This is a genomic window from Micromonospora sp. NPDC002296 (assembly GCF_040296145.1).
GTDB lineage: Bacteria > Actinomycetota > Actinomycetes > Mycobacteriales > Micromonosporaceae > Micromonospora.
Window position 1 is genome coordinate 91,866 of sequence record NZ_JBEOWQ010000001.1, and the last position, 18,658, is coordinate 110,523.

16 protein-coding genes are annotated in these 18,658 nt (G+C 75.1%); 8 read left to right on the forward strand and 8 right to left on the reverse strand.

Annotated elements, in window-relative coordinates; translation table 11 throughout:
* Nucleotides 1-75: 75 nt before the first annotated feature.
* The 3 genes from ABT023_RS00470 to ABT023_RS00480 all read left to right on the forward strand — a co-directional run bounded on the left by ABT023_RS00470 (nt 76) and on the right by ABT023_RS00480 (nt 2,778).
* Nucleotides 76-846, forward strand: coding sequence for a hypothetical protein (locus ABT023_RS00470; RefSeq protein ID WP_350880116.1), 771 nt, complete (start codon nt 76-78; stop codon nt 844-846).
* Nucleotides 847-1,144: 298 nt separating this feature from the next.
* Nucleotides 1,145-1,966 carry an HAD family hydrolase gene (locus ABT023_RS00475; protein WP_350880118.1) on the forward strand — a complete coding sequence of 274 codons (822 nt, stop codon included), beginning with the start codon at nt 1,145-1,147 and terminating at the stop codon, nt 1,964-1,966.
* A complete protein-coding gene (locus ABT023_RS00480) occupies nt 1,966-2,778 on the forward strand; it encodes an HAD family hydrolase (protein WP_350880120.1) in 813 nt (270 codons plus the stop codon). The genes ABT023_RS00475 and ABT023_RS00480 overlap by 1 nt, the downstream gene beginning before the upstream one ends.
* Nucleotides 2,779-2,814: 36 nt before the next feature.
* Here ABT023_RS00480 and ABT023_RS00485 read toward each other — a convergent pair whose 3' ends face one another.
* Entirely contained in the window at nt 2,815-3,426 is a 612-nt protein-coding gene (locus ABT023_RS00485; protein WP_350880122.1) for a bacterial proteasome activator family protein, read from the reverse strand.
* Between the two features lie 73 nt (nt 3,427-3,499).
* Between ABT023_RS00485 and ABT023_RS00490 the strand changes: the two genes are divergently transcribed.
* Nucleotides 3,500-4,297 (forward strand): alpha/beta hydrolase family protein, encoded by a 798-nt coding sequence (locus ABT023_RS00490; RefSeq protein ID WP_350880124.1) that lies wholly within the window; start codon nt 3,500-3,502, stop codon nt 4,295-4,297.
* Between the two features lie 78 nt (nt 4,298-4,375).
* The gene (locus tag ABT023_RS00495; protein ID WP_350880126.1) at nt 4,376-5,578 is read left to right on the forward strand and encodes an ABC transporter substrate-binding protein; all 1,203 of its coding nucleotides are present in this window, start codon (nt 4,376-4,378) and stop codon (nt 5,576-5,578) included.
* Nucleotides 5,579-5,737: 159 nt separating this feature from the next.
* Here ABT023_RS00495 and ddaH read toward each other — a convergent pair whose 3' ends face one another.
* Entirely contained in the window at nt 5,738-6,571 is an 834-nt protein-coding gene (ddaH, locus tag ABT023_RS00500; RefSeq protein WP_350880128.1) for a dimethylargininase, read from the reverse strand.
* A 59-nt stretch (nt 6,572-6,630) separates the two neighbouring features.
* On the opposite strand from ddaH, the gene ABT023_RS00505 reads away from it, so the two are divergent.
* Both ABT023_RS00505 and ABT023_RS00510 read left to right on the forward strand, forming a co-directional pair.
* Nucleotides 6,631-7,086: an Lrp/AsnC family transcriptional regulator gene (locus ABT023_RS00505; RefSeq protein WP_350880130.1), complete on the forward strand. Its 456-nt coding sequence runs from the start codon at nt 6,631-6,633 to the stop codon at nt 7,084-7,086.
* 321 nt (nt 7,087-7,407) lie between these two features.
* On the forward strand, nt 7,408-9,336 hold the full coding sequence (locus ABT023_RS00510; protein WP_350880132.1) for a beta-propeller domain-containing protein: 1,929 nt from the start codon (nt 7,408-7,410) through the stop codon (nt 9,334-9,336).
* Nucleotides 9,337-9,432: 96 nt separating this feature from the next.
* On the opposite strand, the gene ABT023_RS00515 is transcribed toward ABT023_RS00510, so the two are convergent.
* From ABT023_RS00515 to mobA, 3 genes are all read right to left on the reverse strand, one after another.
* Nucleotides 9,433-10,536: a T3SS (YopN, CesT) and YbjN peptide-binding chaperone 1 gene (locus ABT023_RS00515; protein ID WP_350880134.1), complete on the reverse strand. Its 1,104-nt coding sequence runs from the start codon at nt 10,534-10,536 to the stop codon at nt 9,433-9,435.
* A gap of 150 nt (nt 10,537-10,686) precedes the next feature.
* Nucleotides 10,687-10,941, reverse strand: a complete 255-nt coding sequence (locus ABT023_RS00520) for a DUF6457 domain-containing protein (RefSeq protein ID WP_350880136.1) — start codon at nt 10,939-10,941, stop codon at nt 10,687-10,689.
* On the reverse strand, nt 10,938-11,594 hold the full coding sequence (mobA, locus tag ABT023_RS00525) for a molybdenum cofactor guanylyltransferase (RefSeq protein ID WP_350880606.1): 657 nt from the start codon (nt 11,592-11,594) through the stop codon (nt 10,938-10,940). Before mobA ends, ABT023_RS00520 begins: the two co-directional genes overlap by 4 nt.
* Before the next feature lie 169 nt (nt 11,595-11,763).
* Between mobA and ABT023_RS00530 the strand changes: the two genes are divergently transcribed.
* Nucleotides 11,764-14,685, forward strand: coding sequence for a helix-turn-helix transcriptional regulator (locus ABT023_RS00530; RefSeq protein WP_350880138.1), 2,922 nt, complete (start codon nt 11,764-11,766; stop codon nt 14,683-14,685).
* On the opposite strand, the gene ABT023_RS00535 is transcribed toward ABT023_RS00530, so the two are convergent.
* The 3 genes from ABT023_RS00535 to ABT023_RS00545 form a co-directional block, all read right to left on the reverse strand.
* On the reverse strand, nt 14,672-15,256 hold the full coding sequence (locus ABT023_RS00535; protein WP_350880140.1) for a flavin reductase family protein: 585 nt from the start codon (nt 15,254-15,256) through the stop codon (nt 14,672-14,674). The two genes, ABT023_RS00530 and ABT023_RS00535, sit on opposite strands and share 14 nt — an antisense overlap.
* Nucleotides 15,253-17,373, reverse strand: coding sequence for a tetratricopeptide repeat protein (locus ABT023_RS00540; protein ID WP_350880142.1), 2,121 nt, complete (start codon nt 17,371-17,373; stop codon nt 15,253-15,255). Before ABT023_RS00540 ends, ABT023_RS00535 begins: the two co-directional genes overlap by 4 nt.
* 81 nt (nt 17,374-17,454) lie before the next feature.
* The gene (locus ABT023_RS00545; protein ID WP_350880144.1) at nt 17,455-18,645 is read right to left on the reverse strand and encodes a hypothetical protein; all 1,191 of its coding nucleotides are present in this window, start codon (nt 18,643-18,645) and stop codon (nt 17,455-17,457) included.
* Between the last annotated feature and the right edge of the window lie 13 nt (nt 18,646-18,658).

Here is an 18,658-nt window from a genome sequence, read left to right on the forward strand (position 1 = left end):
GCCCCGGTTCCCGGCCGCGCGGTGTCGGCTGTGTCATGATTCGACTCAGGCCCGCGAGCGGTGGAGAGGTGGCCGATGTCCCAGGATCTCCCCATCCCTCGGCAGGACACCCGGTCCGACGGCACCGCCGTCGTGGAGTGGGGCGGGCCCGAACCCACGCCTCCCCGGCGGGCCGGTCGGCCGCTGGCGGGGCTGGGGCGGGACCGGCGGCTGCCCCTGCTGCCGGCCGGTCTCGGCGTGGCGGCGGCCTTCGCCTCCCTGGTCGGCGAGTGGATGGTGCTGACCGTGCCGAACGGTGGCCCCACGGGCAACACCATGTTGCGGGTGCCGGGCGGGGTGTCCGACATCGGCGGGTTCGGGGTGGGCTACCTGATGGGGCTCTTCGCGCTGGCGGCGGCGGTGGCCCTGGCCCTGCGGGGCACACCCGCCGTGCGGCACAACGCGCGGGTGGCCGGCCTCGCCCTGGCGGCGGCCCTGCTCGGTGTCCTGGTCGCCACGGCCTTCTCGCTCGACGACTCCGGGCAGCGCACCTTTTTCTACTCGACCGAGGACGGATTCCGGGTCGAGTACGGCCGGGGCCTGGTGATGGCCTTCGCGGCCTGTGCGCTGCTGGCCGCGGCGCTGCACCTCGCCGGTCGGGTGCCGGCCCCCGGCCCGCCCGGCCGGGAGAGCGCCCCGGTCGACGAGGCCGGGCCGACGGGCCCGGACCCGGAGCCCGAACCGGGCCGCTGGGGCCGGCGGGGCGGCACGCCCCGGTCGGGCCGCGACGCCGACCTGCCGCCCGCGCCGGCGGATCTCACCGTCCAGACCGCGCTGCCGTTCGCCCGCCCCGAACCGCCCGCCTGACTGAGGGCCCCGGCGGCCCGCACCCATCCCCGGTGGCGTCCGGCGGGGGTGCCCACCGGACGGCGCGGACCGGCGGACGCCACAGCCCCGGGCGGCACCGCCGGGCCCGGCCGCACCACGTCGCCCACGCCCGCCGCCGGGACACCGGATGGACGTTCAGCGTCGCCGGCCGGTTCGCCGGGAAGCCCCGCTACGGCCTGCGCGGCGAGGTACGGTTGCTGCCCGCCGTCACTCCCGGTCGAGGCACCGACGACCGAACGAACGGGCCGGCGCGACGGCGGCGGGCGAAGGAGGAACGATGACCCGCCCGGGACTGCCCAAGCTGGTCGCCACCGACCTCGACGGGACCTTGGTCCGCAGCGACGAGACGGTCTCCGCGTACACGCACGAGGTGCTCGACCGGGTGCGGGCCGCCGGCATCCCGGTGGTCTGCGCGACCGGTCGGGGGCCCCGGCTGACCGAGCTGACCCTCAACGACATCCGCGCCGCCGACTTCCTGGTGATGGCCGGCGGGGGCCGGGTGGTCGACCAGAGCGACCCGGCCGGCCCGCTGGTGCTGCGCGACGAGCGACTTCCCGGCGAGGTGCTGGCCCGACTGGTCGCCGACCTGGAGACCGAGGTCGGCCCGCTCACCGTGATGGTCGAGGCGTCCGACGAGCACGACGCCCCGCTCTGGGGCGACTACCACCCGAGCTGGCCGTACCCGGACCGGTTCGAGGCCCGGACCCGCGACGAGTGCCTCTCCGGCGACGTGATCAAGGCGTTCGCCCGGACCGCCGAACACCACGTGGACACGCTGCTGGAGACCGCCCGCCGGATCATCCCGGCGGAGGTCGCCTCGTTGACCCAGGCCGGGCTCGGCTTCATCGAGATCTGCCCGCCCGGGGTCGACAAGGCGTCCGGGCTGACCGTGGTGGCGCAGCGGCTCGGGGTGGACCCGGCCGAGGTGCTGGTCTTCGGCGACATGCCCAACGACCTGCCGATGTTCGCGTGGGCCGGATGGGGCCGGGTGGCCGTCTCCAACGCCCACCCGGCGGTCCGGGCCGCCTCCGACGAGGTGACCCTGCGCAACGACGACGACGGAGTCGCGGTCTACCTGGACCGACTACTCTCCCGGTGATGGGAGAGACACCTCGGCTGGTCGCCACCGACATCGACGGCACGCTGCTCGGCGACGACCGCGCGATCAGCCCACGCACCCGGGACGCGCTGGCCCTGATGTCCGCGCGGGGCACCCCGGTCGTGCTGGTCACCGGCCGCCCGCTCCGCTGGCTCTCCCTGGTGTACGAGCAGCTCGCCGAGCCGCTGCCGGCGATCTGCGCCAACGGCGCCGTGGTGTACGACCCGGTGACCGACGAGGTGCTGCGGGCCGACCCGCTCGCCCCGGAACTGCTCGCCGAGGTGGCCCGCCGGCTGCGCGCCGAGGTGCCCGGAGTGAGCTTCGCCGTGGAGATCGTCGACAGCCGGGAGATGCGACACGAGGCGGGCTACCCGCTGCGCTGGGACGCCGACGCCGAGGCTATCCGGGCGGTCACCTCGCCCGAGGAGCTGCACTCGGTGCCAGCGGTGAAGCTGCTGGCCCGGGCCGGGGAGCAGGATCCGGACCTGTTCGTCCAGGTGGTCGCCGGGGCGCTGCGCGGGCTGGCCGAGGCGACCCACTCGTCGTACACGGGGCTGGTGGAGATCTCGGCGGCCGGGGTGACCAAGGCCGCCGGCCTGGCCTGGTACTGCGCCCGGGCGGGCATCGAACAGCGGGACGTGCTGGCCTTCGGCGACATGCCCAACGACGTGCCGATGCTGACCTGGGCGGGGCGGGGGGTGGCGGTCGCCAACGCGCACCCCGCCGTCCTGGAGATCGCCGACGAGGTCACCTCGGCGAACTCGGAGGACGGCGTGGCCGCGTACCTGGAGAAGGTCTTCGGGGTGGGGTGAGCCGCGGCGGGCCGCGGACGGCCCGGCGCGCGACGGTCAGAGGTACTGGCCGGTGCTGTGCCCCTCGCCGCCCTGCGGCTGGCCCACGCCGGGCATCCCCGGCATCCCCGGCACCAGTCCGGCCGGGCCGCTGGGCAGCGCCTGCCGGCCGGAGCGCATCTGCTCCAGCTGCACCCGGGCGGCCATCTGCTGGGCCACCAGGGCCGCCTGGATGCCGTGGAACAGCCCCTCCAGCCAGCCGACGAGCTGGGCGTGGGCGATCCGCAGCTCGCCCTCGCTGGGCGCCTTGTCCTCGGTGAAGGGCAGCGAGATCCGCTCCAGCTCCTCGCGGAGCTCGGGGGCCAGGCCCTCCTTCAACTCGACGATCGAGCGCTCGTGGATCTCCCGCATCCGGTGCCGGCTCGCGTCGTCGAGGGGGGCGGACTTGACCTCCTCCAGCAGCTGCTTGATCATGCTGCCGATCCGCATCACCTTGGCCGGCTGCTCCACCAGGCGCGTCGGGTCCTCCCCGGCGGCCCCGTCGGTCTGCACGGTGCCGACCGGCCGGCCGTCCGGGCCGACCACCACCACCGTGCCGGCGTCCCCGACGCCCTCGTGATCCGGATCGTCGTTCTGTCCAGCGAAGTGTGCTTCGGTCATGCCTCCCATCTTCGCCCAGCCGACGGGCGGCCGGCTCGGCGGGACCGATCCCGGCCGGGGTTTCCGCGCTACCGTCGCCGGCATGCCCGCCGACCCCCGTGCCGTGCTCACCCGCCCCGCCCCCGCCCCGGACGCCACCGTCGCCTACGGCAGGCATCCGGACCAGGTCGCCGACCTGCGCCGACCTGCGGGGAACGGCCCGCCCCGGCCGCTGGTCGTGGTGGTGCACGGCGGCTTCTGGCGGGCGGAGTACGACCGGGCCCACACCGGCCCGCTGGCGGCGGCCCTGGCCGGGCTCGGTCACCCCGTGGCCCAGTTGGAGTACCGGCGGACCGGGCAGCCGGGGGGCGGCTGGCCGGGCACCCTGACCGACGTGCTGGCCGGGGTGGCGGCGCTGCCGGGGCTGGCCGGGCCGGCACTGGGCGATCGGCTGCGTCCCGGCCCGCCGCTGCTGGTCGGCCACTCGGCCGGCGGCCACCTCGCGCTGTACGCCGCCGCGTCCGCCCCGGACACGGTGGCCGGGGTGCTGGCGCTGGCCCCGGTGGCCGACCTCGCCGAGGCGTACCGGCTGGACCTGGACTCGGGCGCGGTGGCGGCGCTGCTCGGCGGCGGCCCGGCGGAGCACCCCGAGCGGTACGCGGACGCGGACCCCACGGTTCGGGTACCGCTGTCGACACCGACCGTAGTCGTGCACGGCGTCCTGGACCGGCAGGTGCCGGTGGCGCTGAGCCGGTCCTACGTCGCCGCCGCGCGGGCGGCGGGGAGCCGGATCCGCTTGATCGAGCTTTCCGAATGCGAGCATTTCGGGATCATCGATCCGGAGTCGTCCGCGTGGCCGGAAGTGGCCCGTGCGCTGCGTTCCTTGCAGGTTGATCACTGATCATTGACGCAGCGTCGCGGAGGGGGTAGAACGCCGAGGGGGCGGTATCGGCCCTGCTCAGCTCCCGGAAGGAACTCGGTGTCCCAGATGAACCGTAGGCGGGCGCTCCACCTGTTGGCCGCTCTCGGTACCACCGGCCTCACCACCGCCTGCGCCGCGGAGGACGAGGACGACTCGGCCCCCACCGGCGCCCCTGTCAAGATCGGCCTCATCGCACCCCAGTCCGGCGGCTACAAGGCCATCGGCGACGAGGTCCTCAACGGCTTCCAGCTCTACCTCACCCTGCACGACCAGCAGCTCGGCGGCCATCCGGTGACCCTGCTGACCGCCGACGAGGGCGACAACGCCAAGACCGGCAAGGCAGCGGTGGACAACCTGCTCAAGCAGGGCGCGCTGGCGCTGACCGGGGTGGTCAACTCGGCGGTCATGGTCGGCATCCGGGACACCGTGGAGAAGGCCCGGGTCCCGCTGGTCGGCTCCAACGCCTCCCCCAAGAGCCTGCAGAGCGTCGTCTACATCTGGCGTACCTCGTACGTGCTGGACGAGCCGGGCCGGGCGCTCGGCCCGTACATGGCGCAACGGCTTCCCGCCGGCAGCCGGATCTCCATCATCGCGCCGGACAACCTTGGCTCCCGGGACGTGATCCAGGGCCTCCAGGCCCAGTTCAGCTCGGCCGGGGCGGCGGACCCCAGGATCTCCGACCCGGTGATCTGGGCCGACCCCACCACCACCCCGGGGAGCACCACCTACGCCGCCGACATCCGCAAGGCGCTGAGTCGGAAGCCGGACGCGATCTTCTGCCACTTCGCCGGGCCGGCCGCGGTGCAGTTCATCAAGCAGTTGCACCGGGAGCGGTACACCGGCCCGGTCTACGCCACCGGCTTCCTGACCGAGGGCACGGTGCTCAGCGAGGTGCAGGAGGTGGAGGCGCGCAACATCGTGACCGCGCTGAACTACTCCGCCGACCTCAACAACACCGCGAACCGCACCTTCGCCTCGGCGTACCGCAAGACCCACGGCACGTCGCCCACCACCTACGCGATGGCGTCGTACGACGCGGCTCAGGTGCTGGACAAGGCGATCCGGCTGGCCGGGCCGGACCCGACCTCGCAGCAGGTCAACCTGGCGATGGGCAAGATCGGCCAGATCGACAGCCCGCGCGGGGCGTGGCAGTTCAACCAGCCGCGTACCCCGCAGCAGAAGTGGTACCTGCGCAAGGTCCAGCGGGACGGCCGACTGCTGTCCAACGTGCTGATCAACGAGCTGGCCACGCTCGGCTGATCAACGAGCTGGCCACGCTCGGCTGGACGGGCCGCCGCCGACGCCGGCAGGTGTCGAGCGGGAGCGGACGTGCGACGGGCCGGTCTCCCCCCAGGTGAGACCGGCCCGCCGTCCGTCGGCGCGGCCGTGCGGTGGCGCGGCCGTCGAGCGCCGCCGTGGTCAGTGGCGCAGTTCGGCGACGCAGCACTTCACGCTGCCGCCGCCCTTCTTCAGCTCGGACAGCTCGACCGGAATCGGCGTGTATCCGGCGGCCTTGAGCCTGCCGGCGAGCCGGGTCGCGGCCCCGTTGAGCACGACGTTCGCGCCGTCGCTGACCAGGTTCAGCCCGAAGGCCAGGGCGTCGGCGTCGTCGGCGAGCACCGCGTCCGGGAAGAGTTGGGCGAGGACCTGCTGGCTGGCCGCCGAGAAGGCGCCCGGGTAGTAGGCGATGTTCCCGTCGTCGATCGAGGCCAGCGCCACGTCGAGGTGGTAGAAACGCGGGTCGACCAGGTGCAGCGACACCACCGGTCGACCGAGCGCCTCCTGCGCCTCGGCGTGCGCGGGCAACTCGGTGCGGAAGCCGTGGCCGGCGAGGATCAGGCCCCCGTGCGCCTCCGGCAGGTACGCGAAGTCGCCCTCGCCCTCGTTGATCTCGCCCGGTCCGATGAACCGCCACCCCTGGGCCTCGTAGAACGCCCGGTGCAGGGCGGCCTCGGCGGACCGCTGCTCGTGCTTGTACCGGGCGCCGTACACCGTCCCGTCGACCATGAACGCGCCGTTGGCGGCGAACACCATGTCGGGCAGCCCCGGCTCGGGAGTGAGCAGGTGGACCTCGTGACCGAGGTCGACCAGGGCCCCCCGCAGCCGGTCCCACTGTTTGACCGCCAGCTCCGCGTTGACGGGGGTGGTGACGTCCATCCACGGGTTGATCGCGTACTCGACGGCGAAGTACTCCGGCGAGCACATGAGGTATGTCCGCTTTCGCGGGACTCGCTGCTGGTTCACGGTGACCAAGGGTAGGTACCGTACAACTTTGGTAACAGCCACAACCATTGCTTCCCGAAGGCGAAACGTTGCAGATAGACGCCGTAGACCAGCGAATCATTGCGCTACTTGTGGCAGACGCGCGCGCGTCGTACGCCGACATCGGCACCCGGGTGTCACTCTCCGCCCCCGCCGTCAAGCGCCGGGTCGACCGGATGCGCGCCACCGGGGTGATCCGGGGGTTCACGGCCGTCGTCGACCCGGCCGCCGTCGGCTGGACCACGGAGGCGTTCGTCGAGCTGTTCTGCGCCGGACGGACCACTCCCGCCCAGATCGGCGTGGCCGTCCGCCGGCACCCCGAGGTGGTCGGCGCGTACACCGTCTCCGGGGAGGCGGACGCGTTGGTGCACCTGCGCGCCGCGGACATCGCCCACCTGGAGGATGCCCTGGAGCGGCTGCGCGCCGAGTCCTTCGTCACCTCGACCCGGAGCACCATCGTGCTGTCCCGCCTGGTCGAGATCCCCGGCGTCGGGCCTTCCGCGTAGCGGCCCGGGGGTCTCCAGGAGCCGAGCTGGAGCGCAGTGCCGTGGCCGCCGATCCGTCGGGCCGAGGTCGCCGCTCGGGCGGGTCACCCGGGCAGCGGCTCCCGACGGGCGATTTCGGATGCCCGTAAACAACGTCGTCGCAGTTGCAGCGGAAGGCGGCGCCAATGCGGCACCGCCTTCCCGAGCCGGCCCCGAGAAGAGTCGCTACATAGGTCGCCGCGCCGGCCGGCGGTCGGGTCGTCCGCCGCCTTCTCGGCGCGGCGACGTCCGTCGGGAACGCCGGCCGGGAACCGGAGCCGGACACGCGGCGTCGAAGCGGGCATGACACGGGGACACCTCGCCGCCGCGGCCGGCACGCTGGCCGCGCTCACCCTGCTGGCCGGGAGTGCCGCCGCCCTCCCACGCCACGAGCCGGAACCGCCCCCGCCGGGCCCGCTCCGGCTGGTCTCCTTCGACACCTGCGCCGAGGCGCTGACCCGGCTGCGCGCCGCGGCCTCCGCCTCGGTCGGGCCGTGGGGCTTCCAGCCCAACTGGCGCACGGGCATGGCGCCGGGCGGGCTCGCCGAGCCGGCGAGGGTGCCCAAGACGGTGGACGGCGCGCGAGCGGCGGCCGGTGCGGCGGCGGAACCCTCCGGCACCAACAACCACGAGCCCGGCGCCGACGAGCCGGACCTGGTGAAGACCGACGGCCGGCGGATCGTCACGGTCACCGGGGGCGTGCTGCGGGTGGTGGACGCGGCGACCCGGCGGGCTACCGGGCAGCTCGACCTGACCGGCGACGACGGTCGTTTTGAGTGGTCCCCGGACAGCCTGCTGCTGCACGGGGACCGGGCGCTGGTCCTCGTGCGCTCGGCGACGGTCCGTCGCATCGAGCCGTCGGGCGGCCGGCGGCCGGCCGGCGTCGCCGCCGGGCAGGAGAAGGTGGCCGAGCCGGCCGGGCCCCGGCTGCTCCTGGTGGACCTGGCCGGGCGGCCCACGCTGACCGGGACGTACCGGATCGAGGGGAACCTGCTCGACGCGCGGCTCACCGGCCCGACGGCCCGGGTGGTGGTCCGCTCGCAGCCCCGACTGGTCTTGCCCGACCTGGGCGAGGACGCCACCGACGCGCAGCGGCTGGCGGCGAACCGGGCGGTGATCGCCCGCGCCGGCCTCGACGCCTGGCTGCCGACGTACGACCGGACCGAGGGTGGCCGCAGCGAAGCCGGCCGGGTCGGCTGCGACCGGCTGAGCGCGACGGCCGACAGCACCGGCACCGCCGTGCTCACCGTGCTCAGCTTCGACCTGGCCACGGGCCGGCTCGGCGACGGGGACCCGGTCAGCGTGGCCGGCGACGCGGACACCGTCTACGGCACCGCCGGGAGCCTCTACCTCGCCGGCCAGCAGCAGCGGCCGGGTCAGCTCCGGCCGCGCGGTCGGCCCGGGTCCTCGGGCGACGCGACCACCGTGATCCACCAGTTCGACACCGGCACCCCGGGCCGGCCCCGCTACCTGGCCAGCGGCGCGGTGCCGGGCACCCTGATCAACCAGTACGCCCTGTCGGAGTGGCAGGGTCACCTGCGGGTGGCCACCACCAGCAGCAGCAGCGCCGGGCGCAGGGCCCGGCCGACGACCGAGTCCGCCGTGTACGTGCTGACCCGCCGGGACGGCGCTCTGGCCCGCACCGGGACGGTGAGCGGGCTCGGCCGGGGCGAGCAGATCCACTCGGTGCGCTACCTCGGCCGGACCGGGTACGTGGTGACCTTCCGACGCACCGACCCGCTCTACTCGCTCGACCTGACCGACCCGTCGGCACCCCGGGTCACCGGCGAGCTGAAGATCACCGGGTACTCGGCGTACCTGCACCCGGCCGGCGAGGGACGGCTGATCGGGGTGGGGCAGGAGGCCGACGCCGACGGGCGGGCGCAGGGCCTCCAGGTCTCCCTGTTCGACGTGGCCGACCCGGCCCGGCCCACCCGGCTGGCCCAGTACCACCTGCCGAGGACCGGCTCGGCGGCGGAGTTCGACCCGCACGCCTTCCTCCACGACCCCCGGACCGGCCTGGTGGCGCTCCCGCTCCACGACGGCTCTCTACTGCTGCTGCGGGCCACCGGCGGGACCGTCACGCGGGTCGGCGCGGTCGCCCACCCGGGCCGCACCCCCGTCGCCCGGTCGGTGCTGGTCGGCGACACCCTCTGGTCCGTCTCCGCCGCCGGCCTGCGGGCCAGCGACCCGACCGGCGGCACCACGCTGGCCTGGCTGCCGGCGACCTGAGCCGCCCACTGCCGGCGGGTGGGGCCCGGCACCAGGGCCGCCCGGGTCCCACCCGCCCTTGACGTCATCATGGCGTGGCCGTAGCCGGCCCCTCCGTCAGAGGTACATGCCGGTGCGGTGCTCGTCCTGGTCCCGCCGGCCGGGCTTGTCGGCCTCGCCGAAGAAGCGCTTCCCGCCGAACTCGCCGTGCAGCCGGTCGTCCAGCTCGTCGGCGAGGCCGGTCATCACCTGCACGGCGAGCATCAGGTGGGTGGCCTGGAAGTCGCGGCCGAAGACCGGGATGGACGCCCACACCGTGTCGTCGGCGCAGTAGAGCCGCCCGATCGGCATCCGGTTGGTCAGCTCGGAGAGCTTGACGTAGAGCCGCTCGGTCGGCTCGACCTCGGTGAGCACCGGCGAGAGGACGTCGACCAGGGGCGGGTTGTCGCGGACCCGGACGAAGACCATCGCCGACCCGGCCCGGATGTTGATGTCCCCGTCCGAGTCGACCTGCAACTGGTCGGAGCTGGACTTGAGCATGGTGGAGACGACGGTGCGCACCCGCTCCGCCAGGTCCAGCACGTCGCTCCCGGCACCCTGGGCGCTCGCGGCGGCCAGGGCCTCGTCCAGGTCGGCCTCGACGTCCTGATCGGGGCCGAACTCGCTGCGCGCGGTGCCCAGCGGCTCCACCGGCACGGGCTCGCCCTCGGCGTCGTGCACGACGTAGACCAGGAAGGCCGGGTGCGGCGCGCCGTAGACGTCCCGCAGGGTGCGGGAGAGCAGCGCGGCCAGCCGGGTCGCCTCGGCGGTCTCGCCCTCAAGGCCGAAGTGCTCGCCGGAGCCCGGGACCACCCCGGGCGGGGACCAGCCGAGCGCGACCATGTCGGCGACGGCGGACCGGTCCAGCCGGTAGCCCTGCGGGAGGGCCGCGTTGCCGACGGCCCGCGCCGAGAGCCGACCCTCGGCGGTGAGGTCCACGCTGATCGAGTAGACGGCGTTCCCGGTGCCGGAGGCGGTGGGGTCGAGGGTCAGCTCGACGTGGGTCCCGGCTGGCAGCTCACGCAGCCGTTCGGCCAGGGCCCGGGCGAACTCGCGCCAGGCCTCGGTCACCTTCGCCCGCAGGTCAGCCGTGGTCGGCTCGTCCAGCAGGATCGATTCGTGCTGCTCGGGCGTGCCGCCTGGCGGTTCTCCGTCCGGTGCCGAGGGGTGGCCTACCGTCATGATCGCCTCCGTCCGTCACGGTCACCCTACCCAGGACGGCTCGGGGCCGAATCAGGCCGACCAGGATCGGACACCGGCCCGTGGCTCCCGTCCGGAGGCGGCGGCTGTGGGCCGTTCCCGTTCGCAGGACGGGTGGAGAGCCGGGCGGGGTCAGGCGGGAGGCTGGTCGCCCAGCTCCACCGGCCAGGTGCCGGCGAGCGCGCTCAGGCGGCCGGCCGTCGCGGCCGGATCCGCCCCGCGCCCCACGGCCAGGCCGAGCAGGTACGCGCCGACCGGCGCGCCCGGACGCAGCACCTGGTGGGCGACGTCCCTCGCCAGGTCGAGCACGACCGGCACCGGCACCTGGTCCGGGTCGAGGCCCAGCTCCGCGCAGGCCGCCGTGACCCAGTCGTCCATCACCGTCATCGTGTCCACTCCTCCGCCCGGCGTACGTCCTCGTCAGTGTCGCAGTCGAACCAGGGCGGCGGGCCCGTCCCCGACCAGGGCAGGTCGCGCACGGTCAGGCCGGCGAGCAACGCCCGCACCGCCGCGCCGTCGAGCGTCCCGCCCCGGGCGGCGGCGAGCCGGTCGAGGGCGGCCCGCAGCGGCGCGACCCGCCACACCCCGCACAGCGGCTGCCGCCGCCCGTCGGGGTCCACGAGGCACGCGCCGTCCACCGTCGGGTCGGCGAGCTGGTCGCGCAGCGCCCGCACCGCGGCCCGGGTGAGCAGGGGCAGATCGGCGGCGAGCAGGGCGACGGTCGGCGTATCGGCGGGCAGCAGGGACATGCCGGCGGCCGTGGCGGCGACCGGGCCACCGCCCGGCGGGCTCTCCCGGGTCAGCCGGACCCCCGGCGGCACCGGGCCGGCCGGGCCGACCAGGACCCGGACGTCGGCGTCGGCCACGGCGTCCAGCACCCGGTCGCGCATCGGCCGGCCGCCGACCGGCAGGGCGGGCTTGTCCACCCCGCCCATCCGGCGCGCCGATCCACCCGCCAGCACGATCGCCGCCCAGCCCGCCACCCGGTCACCGTACCGCCTGCCCGCGGCGGGGACGCATGTCACTGAGTCGACGGGCAGGGCGGAGCGGTCGGTCCGGACGGGTCTGTAAATCTTGTTAATTCCTTCATAGAGTGACGACTCAGAAACGCTCCGTCCGAAGCCTCATGGCGCTCGTGGCCGAGCCGGTCGGCAGCGCTTCGAGGCCGGGGCGCCACGCTCTTCGACGTTGGACGGAGGACAGGTGCACATGCCAGCAGGAGACCACCCGGAGCTGCCCACCCTGGTCGGCCGGGACCGGGAACGCGAGTTCCTGCACGATGCGCTGGACCAGGCCCGGCGGGGCTGCGGCGGCACGATCTTCCTGGTCGGCGGCGACGGAATGGGCAAGTCCCGGCTGACCCTGGAGACGACCCACCGGGGGCGGCGGGCCGGGATGGGCGTGCTGCTCGGCCGGGCGGGCTCGGCCGTCCGGGCCGTGGCCCTGCGTCCCCTGACCGAGGCGTTGGCCCTGCTGTTCCGCACCGAGCCGATCCTGGAGCACGCCAGCCTGCGGCCCTACCGGTCCGCCCTCGGCGGCCTCATTCCGGAGTACCGGTCGGCGGAGACGGCGGAGACCGTGCCGTCCCCCGTGCTGCTCGCCGAGGCGGTGCTGCGGCTGCTCTCGGTCACCGGCACCGGCCGGGGCTGCCTGCTCGCGCTGGAGGACCTGCACGACACCGACCCGGCGACGCTGGCGGTGGTCGAGTACCTGGCCGACAACATCGCCGACCAGGGCACCCTGCTGCTGGCCACCCTCCGGCCCGAGCCGGGGCCGGCGTGGGACCTGGCGCAGGCGCTCGGCCGGCGGTGCAGCGGCACCGTCCTGCGTCTGGAACCGCTGGGCCGCCGGGCCGTGCACCTGCTCGCGGCGTCCCGGCTGGGCCTGGCCCCGGAGCGGATACCGGAGCCGGTCCTGGACCGGCTCTGCCGCGACAGCGCCGGCAACCCGTTCCTGGCCACGGAACTGCTGCGCGCCATGTGGGACAGCGGCACCCTGGTGGTGGAGTCCGGCGGGTGCCTGTTGGTCGACGAGGTGCACACCGAGGTGCCGCCGACCGTGCGGCACAGCGTCATCGACCAGGCCGACCGGCTCGGTCCCGCCGGCCGGCACCTGCTCACCGCCGCGGCCGTGATCGGCGAGCGGTTCCCGATCTCCGTGCTCGGCCGGGCCCTGCGGATGGAACAGGGCGCTCTGCTCGGGCACCTGCGCGCCGCCGTCACCGCCGGCCTGCTCGCCGCCGAGGGCGACGACCACGACTGGTACGCCTTCCGCACCATGACGACCGCCGTCGCGCTGCTCGGCCAGCTCACCCCCACCGACCAGGCCGCGCTAGCCCTCCAGTCGGTCGACGCGGTGAACGAGCTGTACCCGGGCCTGCCCGGGGAGTGGTGCCGGTTCACCGCCCGGCTCACCCAGCTCGCGGGCGACGTGCGGGGCGCCGTACGGCTGCTCGCCCTGGCCGGGCGCCGGGACCTCAACGCCGGGCGGCTCCGGTCGGCGACCGAGACCCTCGACCGGGCGTGGCGGCTGTCGCAGGCGTCGGCCGACAACCCGCTCCGCGCCGACGTGCTGCACGAGCTGCTCTGCGCGCTGGTGGAGAGCGGCGAGGCCCGGCGCGGGTTACGGCTGCTCGACAACCTCGACGACCTCTGTCATCCGGCCGTCCCGCCCGAGCGGCTGGCGGCGGTGCACGTCCTGTTCGCCCGGCTCGCCCTCCTCGCCGGTCGGCGCGCCGACGCCACCACGCAGGTCGACGCCGCCCGTACGGTGCTCGGCCCCGGCGCCCACGACCGGCAGACCGCGGCGGTCGACGCCGTCGCCGCCGCCCACCTCGGCCCGGACGCGCCGGAGCGGGCCGCCCGACTCGCCACACGCGCCGTGCGGAAGGCCGAGCTCGCCGGGCTGCCGGGCGTCGCCTGCCTCGGCTGGCAGGCGCGCGGGGTGCTGGCCCGGCGGCAGGACGTGGACGAGGCCCAGTGCTACTTCGCCCAGATGCGCCGGCTCGCCGAGCGACACCACCTGCCGCTGTGGCGCAACCGGGCCGCGGTGCTGCTCGCCGAGCAGCGGTGGCTGCTCACCGGGGACACCGACGCGTTGCTGCGCGCCGCCGAGCGGGCCCGGCGGACGGGCGCGTCGGCCGTGCGGCACACGGTCGACGTCCTGCTCGCCTGGGACCACGCGCTGCGGGCCGAGTACGCCGAGGCCGAGCGGCTCGTCGAGGAGTGCGCGGCCGAGGCGCACCGGCTCGGGCTGGGCGACAGCGCGCCGCTGCTGGCGCTGGTCCGCGCGGTGTGCGCCGGACACCGGGGGCGGCGGCACCAACTGGACGCGGTGCTGGCCGGCCTCTCGGACGACGACCCGGGCCCGCCGGTCGCCGCGCTCGTCCACGGCATGGCCGCCGCGGTGTGCGCCCTGCTGGAGGAGGACCGGGGACGGGCCCGCCGCGAGCTGGACCGGGCGGTGGCGTGCGACGCCGAGCGGCCCGCGCCCTACCCGCTCACCGGCCACCAGGGGCTGGGCCTGCTGTTGGCGGTGCTGGACGGCGACGCCGACTGGCGACGGTGCTGCGAGGTCGGGGCCACGCCGGCCGGGCGGCTGCACTGGAACCGGCAGTTCGTGCTGTTGGCGAAGGCGGTGCTGCTCGGCCGGCAGGGCGAGCGGGAGGCGGCCGGCGCGACGGTGACGGCGGTGCGGCGGGCCCAGGCCCATCCGGTGGTGGTCCACCTCGGCCTGCGCCTTGTCGCGCCGGCGGCCCACGCGGATCGGTGGGGGGACCCGGTCGACTGGCTGCGCGCCGCCGAGGAACACTTCTGCCGGACGGGGCTGCCGGCCCCGGCCCGCGCCTGCCGGGCCCACCTGCGCAGCCTCGGCGTGGTGGTGCCGTACCGCCGCACCACGAGCCGGGTGCCGCAGCCGCTGCGGATGATCGGGGTCACCGAGCGGGAGTACGAGGTGCTCCAGCTCGTGGCGGACTGGTCCGACAACCGCAGCATCGCCAGCGAGCTGTTCATCTCGCCGCGCACGGTGGAGAAGCATGTGGCGAGCCTGATCGCCAAGACCGAGCAGGCGAACCGGGCGGCGCTCAGCCGCTACGCCGCCCGGGTCCGGGACGAGGTCACCCCGGACTGACCGTCCGGTAGTGTCCGCCGAAGAAGACGGCCGGGTCCGCGTCGTCCCCGGCCTGGCACCGGTACGGGGAGCCGAGCACCAGCATGTGGTCGGCGACGCCGATGAGCTGGGTCACCGTGCACACCGCCACCGCCATCGCCCCGTCGAGCAGGGGCAGCCCGTCGACCGTGCGGTGCGCCACCCCGGCGAAACGGTCCCCGGCGGCGGTCGCGAACCGGTCGGCCAGGTCCCGCTGACGGCGGTCCAGCAGGTTCACCGCGAAGCCACCCTCGGCCGTGATCGCGGCCAGCGTACGGCTCGTGCGGGCCAGCGAGACGAGCAGCAGCGGCGGGCGCAGGGACACCGAGGTGAACGCGTTCACCGTGCAGCCGACCGGCCGCCCGGCCAGCCGGCTGGTCACCACCGCCACCCCGGTGGCCCAGTTGCGCATGAACTCCCGCAGCTCGGGGCCGCTGACCGGGGCCGGCCGGGCCGGCTCGGCCCCGGGGGGCGGGGGCGCGGCCGGGGCGGCGTCCGCCGGTGGGACCCGGACGGCCCCCACCCCGGCACGCCGGGAGGCCGTGGTGGTCACCGCGCGCCGGCCAGGTTCGGCTGCCCGGCGGCACCGGCCGCCCGGTCGGCCCTGGAGGCGTCGACGTCGCCGAGTTCGGCGTGGCAGCGGGCGCGCCGGCTGAGCAGTTCCTCCCGGTCCGCACCGGGCGCGTCCAGCGCCCGGCTGTAGTCCGCGACCGCCTCGGCCCACCGGCCCGCCGCCTCGTGGACGAATCCGCGGTTGTACAGCAGGTCCGGGTTGTCCGCGTCCACGGCGAGGGCGGCCGTCAGGTCGGCCGTGGCCCGCTCGTGGTCACCGCCGTCGAAGGCCAGGGCGGCCCGGCTGGCCAGCGCGGCCACCAGCGCCGGGTCGGCCGCCAACGCGTCGTCGAGGTACCGCCGGGCGTCCGCCTCCGCCCCGTCCGTCACCGCCAGCACGCCGCGCAGGTGCAGCAGCCGGGCCTCGCCGGGGTTACTGAGCAGCCCCTCCTCGACGTGCGGCCGGGCGGCGTCGACCGATCCCTCGTCGAGCAGCAGGCTGATCAGGTTCACCCGGGCGTCGAGCTGGTCGGGTTCCAGCTCGACGACGTAGCCGAAGTCGGCGATCGCCCCCGCCAGGTCGCCCAGCTCGGCCTTGAGGTCGGCCCGGTTGTAGTACAGCTCGAAGAAGGGCGGCGACAGGCTGATCGCCGTGTCGCAGTCCGCGACCGCACCGGTGAGGTCGCCCAGTCGCCGCCGCACGTCGGCCCGGTCGAAGTAGTAGTCGGCGTAGTTCGGGTCCAGCTCGATCACGTTGGTCAGGTCCGTCAGCGCCTCGTCCAGCCGGCCGAGGGCGAGGTACGCCTTGCCCCGGTTGTGCACCAGCACCGAGCGGTGCAGCCGGTGCTTGTCGCCGGGCAGCTCCCGGTCGAGCCGGTTCAGCCCCTCGTCGACCAGGCGCAGCGCCGCCGGCAGCCGGCCCAGCCGCATCTCGATCAGCGCCAGCCCGTTGTTCTGGAACACGGAGTGGAAGGCGCGCTTCTGCGGGTCGGGCAGCAGCGAGGCGATCGCGATGGAGTTGTTGATGTAGCCCCGGGCCAGGTGGTGGTCCCTGCGCTCCTCCGGGTGGAAGCGGGTGTAGAGCATGGCCAGCGCGTACCCGGTGGACATCTGCAGCTCCGGCTCCGCGTACCGGCTGCGCAGGTCGAGGTAGGTCGGCTCCGCCTCGACGGTGCGGCCGAGCACCACCATCGCCGAGCTCGCCCGCGTGCTGAGCAGCCAGAACCGCTCCATCTGCGTGTCGGGGTCGACGATCGCCCGGCCACGGGTCCCGTAGTCGATCACCGCGTGGTAGTAGCCCAGCGCACCGCAGTGCCGCGCCGCCTCGTACAGCGCCTCCGCGCCGGCCCCGGCGGGGTCGCTGCCGCGCTCCAGGTGCCAGGGGATCGCGCCGAGCTCCAGGCTCCAATCGCCCAGCCCGCGCAGCAGCGCGGCGCGGGCGTCGTGCAGCGCCACCCGCGCCTGCGGGTCGGCCTGCCGGTACGCGGCCAGCTCGACCGGGTCCGCGGAGGTGCCGTCCGCGTCGACGTACGCCCGGAGCAGTTCCTCCGGGCCACGTTCGGGCCGGCCGGCGACCCGGGTCAGCTCCGGCAGCCGCCCCGCGTACCGGTCGAGGGCGGCGGTCAGCTCGGGCTCCAGTTCCTCGCCGCCGGTGCCGATCAGCACCCGCACCACGTCCGGCCGCACCCGGCGCAGGAAGATGGAGAGGAACTCCTGGTCGGTGGGGTCCGCCTGGTCCACCCGGTCGAACGCGATCCGCAGCGGGCGGCTGCCGGCGCGGGCGGCGTACCCGGCGAGGAACTCCGTCGCGCCGTGCGCCAGGCGGCGGGTGCGGTTGGCGGGGTAGATCCGGGTCCGCTCCTCGGGCACCGCCAGGGAGGTGAGCGTCTCGGGTGCCGCGTCGATCGCCCCGCGCAGCTCCGGGGCGGCGGACAGGATCTCGGTCAGGTGCCGCTGGACGAGGTCCGGCCAGCGCCCGTACGCCTCGGGTACGACCAGCCGCAGCAGGCTGCCCAGGCCGGTGTAGGGGCCGCGCAGCCCCCGGTGACAGTCGACCGCGATATCGACCTGCTCGCCGTCGACCGGCGCCGGCCCGATCCGCCATTGGTGTGCAGTCATGCCTTGCTCCTCCGTTGGGATGGACCTTGCGTCGCGGTGGGTGTCGGGGGTGGCCGGTCGGGGTGGCCGGGCGGGGCGCCGTCAGCCCGCCGTCGCCGGGTCCGGTGCGGGGGCGGCCCGCCGCCGGGTACGGCCGGCGAGCAGCGGCAGCAGCACGATCTCGAAGGCGACCAGCAGCAGCGACCCGATCGAGTCCCAGAAGCCGGGGCCGGTGGGGGAGCCGTTCACGAGGGCGGAGATGACCCGGGAGGCGAACTCCAGCACCAGCGGCGCGGTCCACAGCGTGACGGTCACCAGCAGCGCCACGACCCCGCCGCAGGTGATCAGCGCGAACCAGGGCGCGAGCTGCCGGTCGCGCGGGGACCAGTCGTCCTGGGGCTCTTCGGACGGGCGCACCCAGGGCAGCCAGGCGAACCGGTCGCGCAGCCAGGCCCGGCTCACCTCGTGCAGGTTGGTGCAGCCCAGCGCCGTGGTCGCCACGTAGTACAGGTCGGTGCGCAGGAAGACGTAGAACTGCCAGGACATCCGCAGCAGGACGGTGTAGGCCACCGCCAGCGCCAGCCGTCCCGGCCAGGACAGGCCGTCGGACAGGCCGGCCCAGGCGACGAGCACCAGCGCGCCGAAGAGCACCGCGTCGGCCAGCAGCCCGGCCAGCATCGGCAGGTAGCGCTGCCGGGCGGGCACGGTGAGCAGGGCGTCCAGCTCGGTCTCCACCACCGCGTAGTAGAGCCGGCGGCCGACCCGCATCCGGGTGGGCAGGCCGAGCCTGCGGGCGGCGAGCAGGTGGTACCACTCGTGCCACAGGATGCCCGGCGACTGGCACAGGGCAAGGCCGAGCTGCACGACGAGCAGCGACGGGACGAAGAAGACGTTCTGGGCGTGCGGCCGCAGCTCCGGCCGGCTCACCATGGCCACGGCGGCGGCGATCACGATCAGCGCGTACGCCGCCCAGGCCAGCGGGGAGAAGGCGGCGCGACCGAGCCGCCGGAAGCGGACCTCGGGCGGCCGGGCCGGTGGTTCCCCGTCGGCCCGGATGAAACCGAGTTCACGCAGGGTGTCGACGAAGTCGGCCATGTCCACGGGCTCCCCGAAGGTGCTCCGGTACCACTGCTCCGCCTCGCCGACCGGCATCCCGTCGGCGAGGCGGCGCAGCAGCGCGACCCCGTCCTCGGGCAGCACGGCGAAGGACGCGGCGTCGATCCGACCGACCGTGACGCCGTCCCGCTCCGTCACGTACGTGAGCGGATGGAACTCCAGGCGGGTGGTTGGCATGGTTCCTCCAGGG

Coding starts and splice junctions, on each gene's coding strand:
- ABT023_RS00510 (WP_350880132.1), top strand. CDS start 7,408: ATGACACGGGGACACCTCGCCGCCGCGGCCGGCACGCTGGCCGCGCTC.
- ABT023_RS00490 (WP_350880124.1), top strand. CDS start 3,500: ATGCCCGCCGACCCCCGTGCCGTGCTCACCCGCCCCGCCCCCGCCCCG.
- ABT023_RS00480 (WP_350880120.1), top strand. CDS start 1,966: ATGGGAGAGACACCTCGGCTGGTCGCCACCGACATCGACGGCACGCTG.
- ABT023_RS00475 (WP_350880118.1), top strand. CDS start 1,145: ATGACCCGCCCGGGACTGCCCAAGCTGGTCGCCACCGACCTCGACGGG.
- ABT023_RS00515 (WP_350880134.1), bottom strand. CDS start 10,536: ATGACGGTAGGCCACCCCTCGGCACCGGACGGAGAACCGCCAGGCGGC.
- ABT023_RS00470 (WP_350880116.1), top strand. CDS start 76: ATGTCCCAGGATCTCCCCATCCCTCGGCAGGACACCCGGTCCGACGGC.
- ABT023_RS00530 (WP_350880138.1), top strand. CDS start 11,764: ATGCCAGCAGGAGACCACCCGGAGCTGCCCACCCTGGTCGGCCGGGAC.
- ABT023_RS00545 (WP_350880144.1), bottom strand. CDS start 18,645: ATGCCAACCACCCGCCTGGAGTTCCATCCGCTCACGTACGTGACGGAG.
- ABT023_RS00485 (WP_350880122.1), bottom strand. CDS start 3,426: ATGGGAGGCATGACCGAAGCACACTTCGCTGGACAGAACGACGATCCG.
- ABT023_RS00540 (WP_350880142.1), bottom strand. CDS start 17,373: ATGACTGCACACCAATGGCGGATCGGGCCGGCGCCGGTCGACGGCGAG.
- ABT023_RS00520 (WP_350880136.1), bottom strand. CDS start 10,941: ATGACGGTGATGGACGACTGGGTCACGGCGGCCTGCGCGGAGCTGGGC.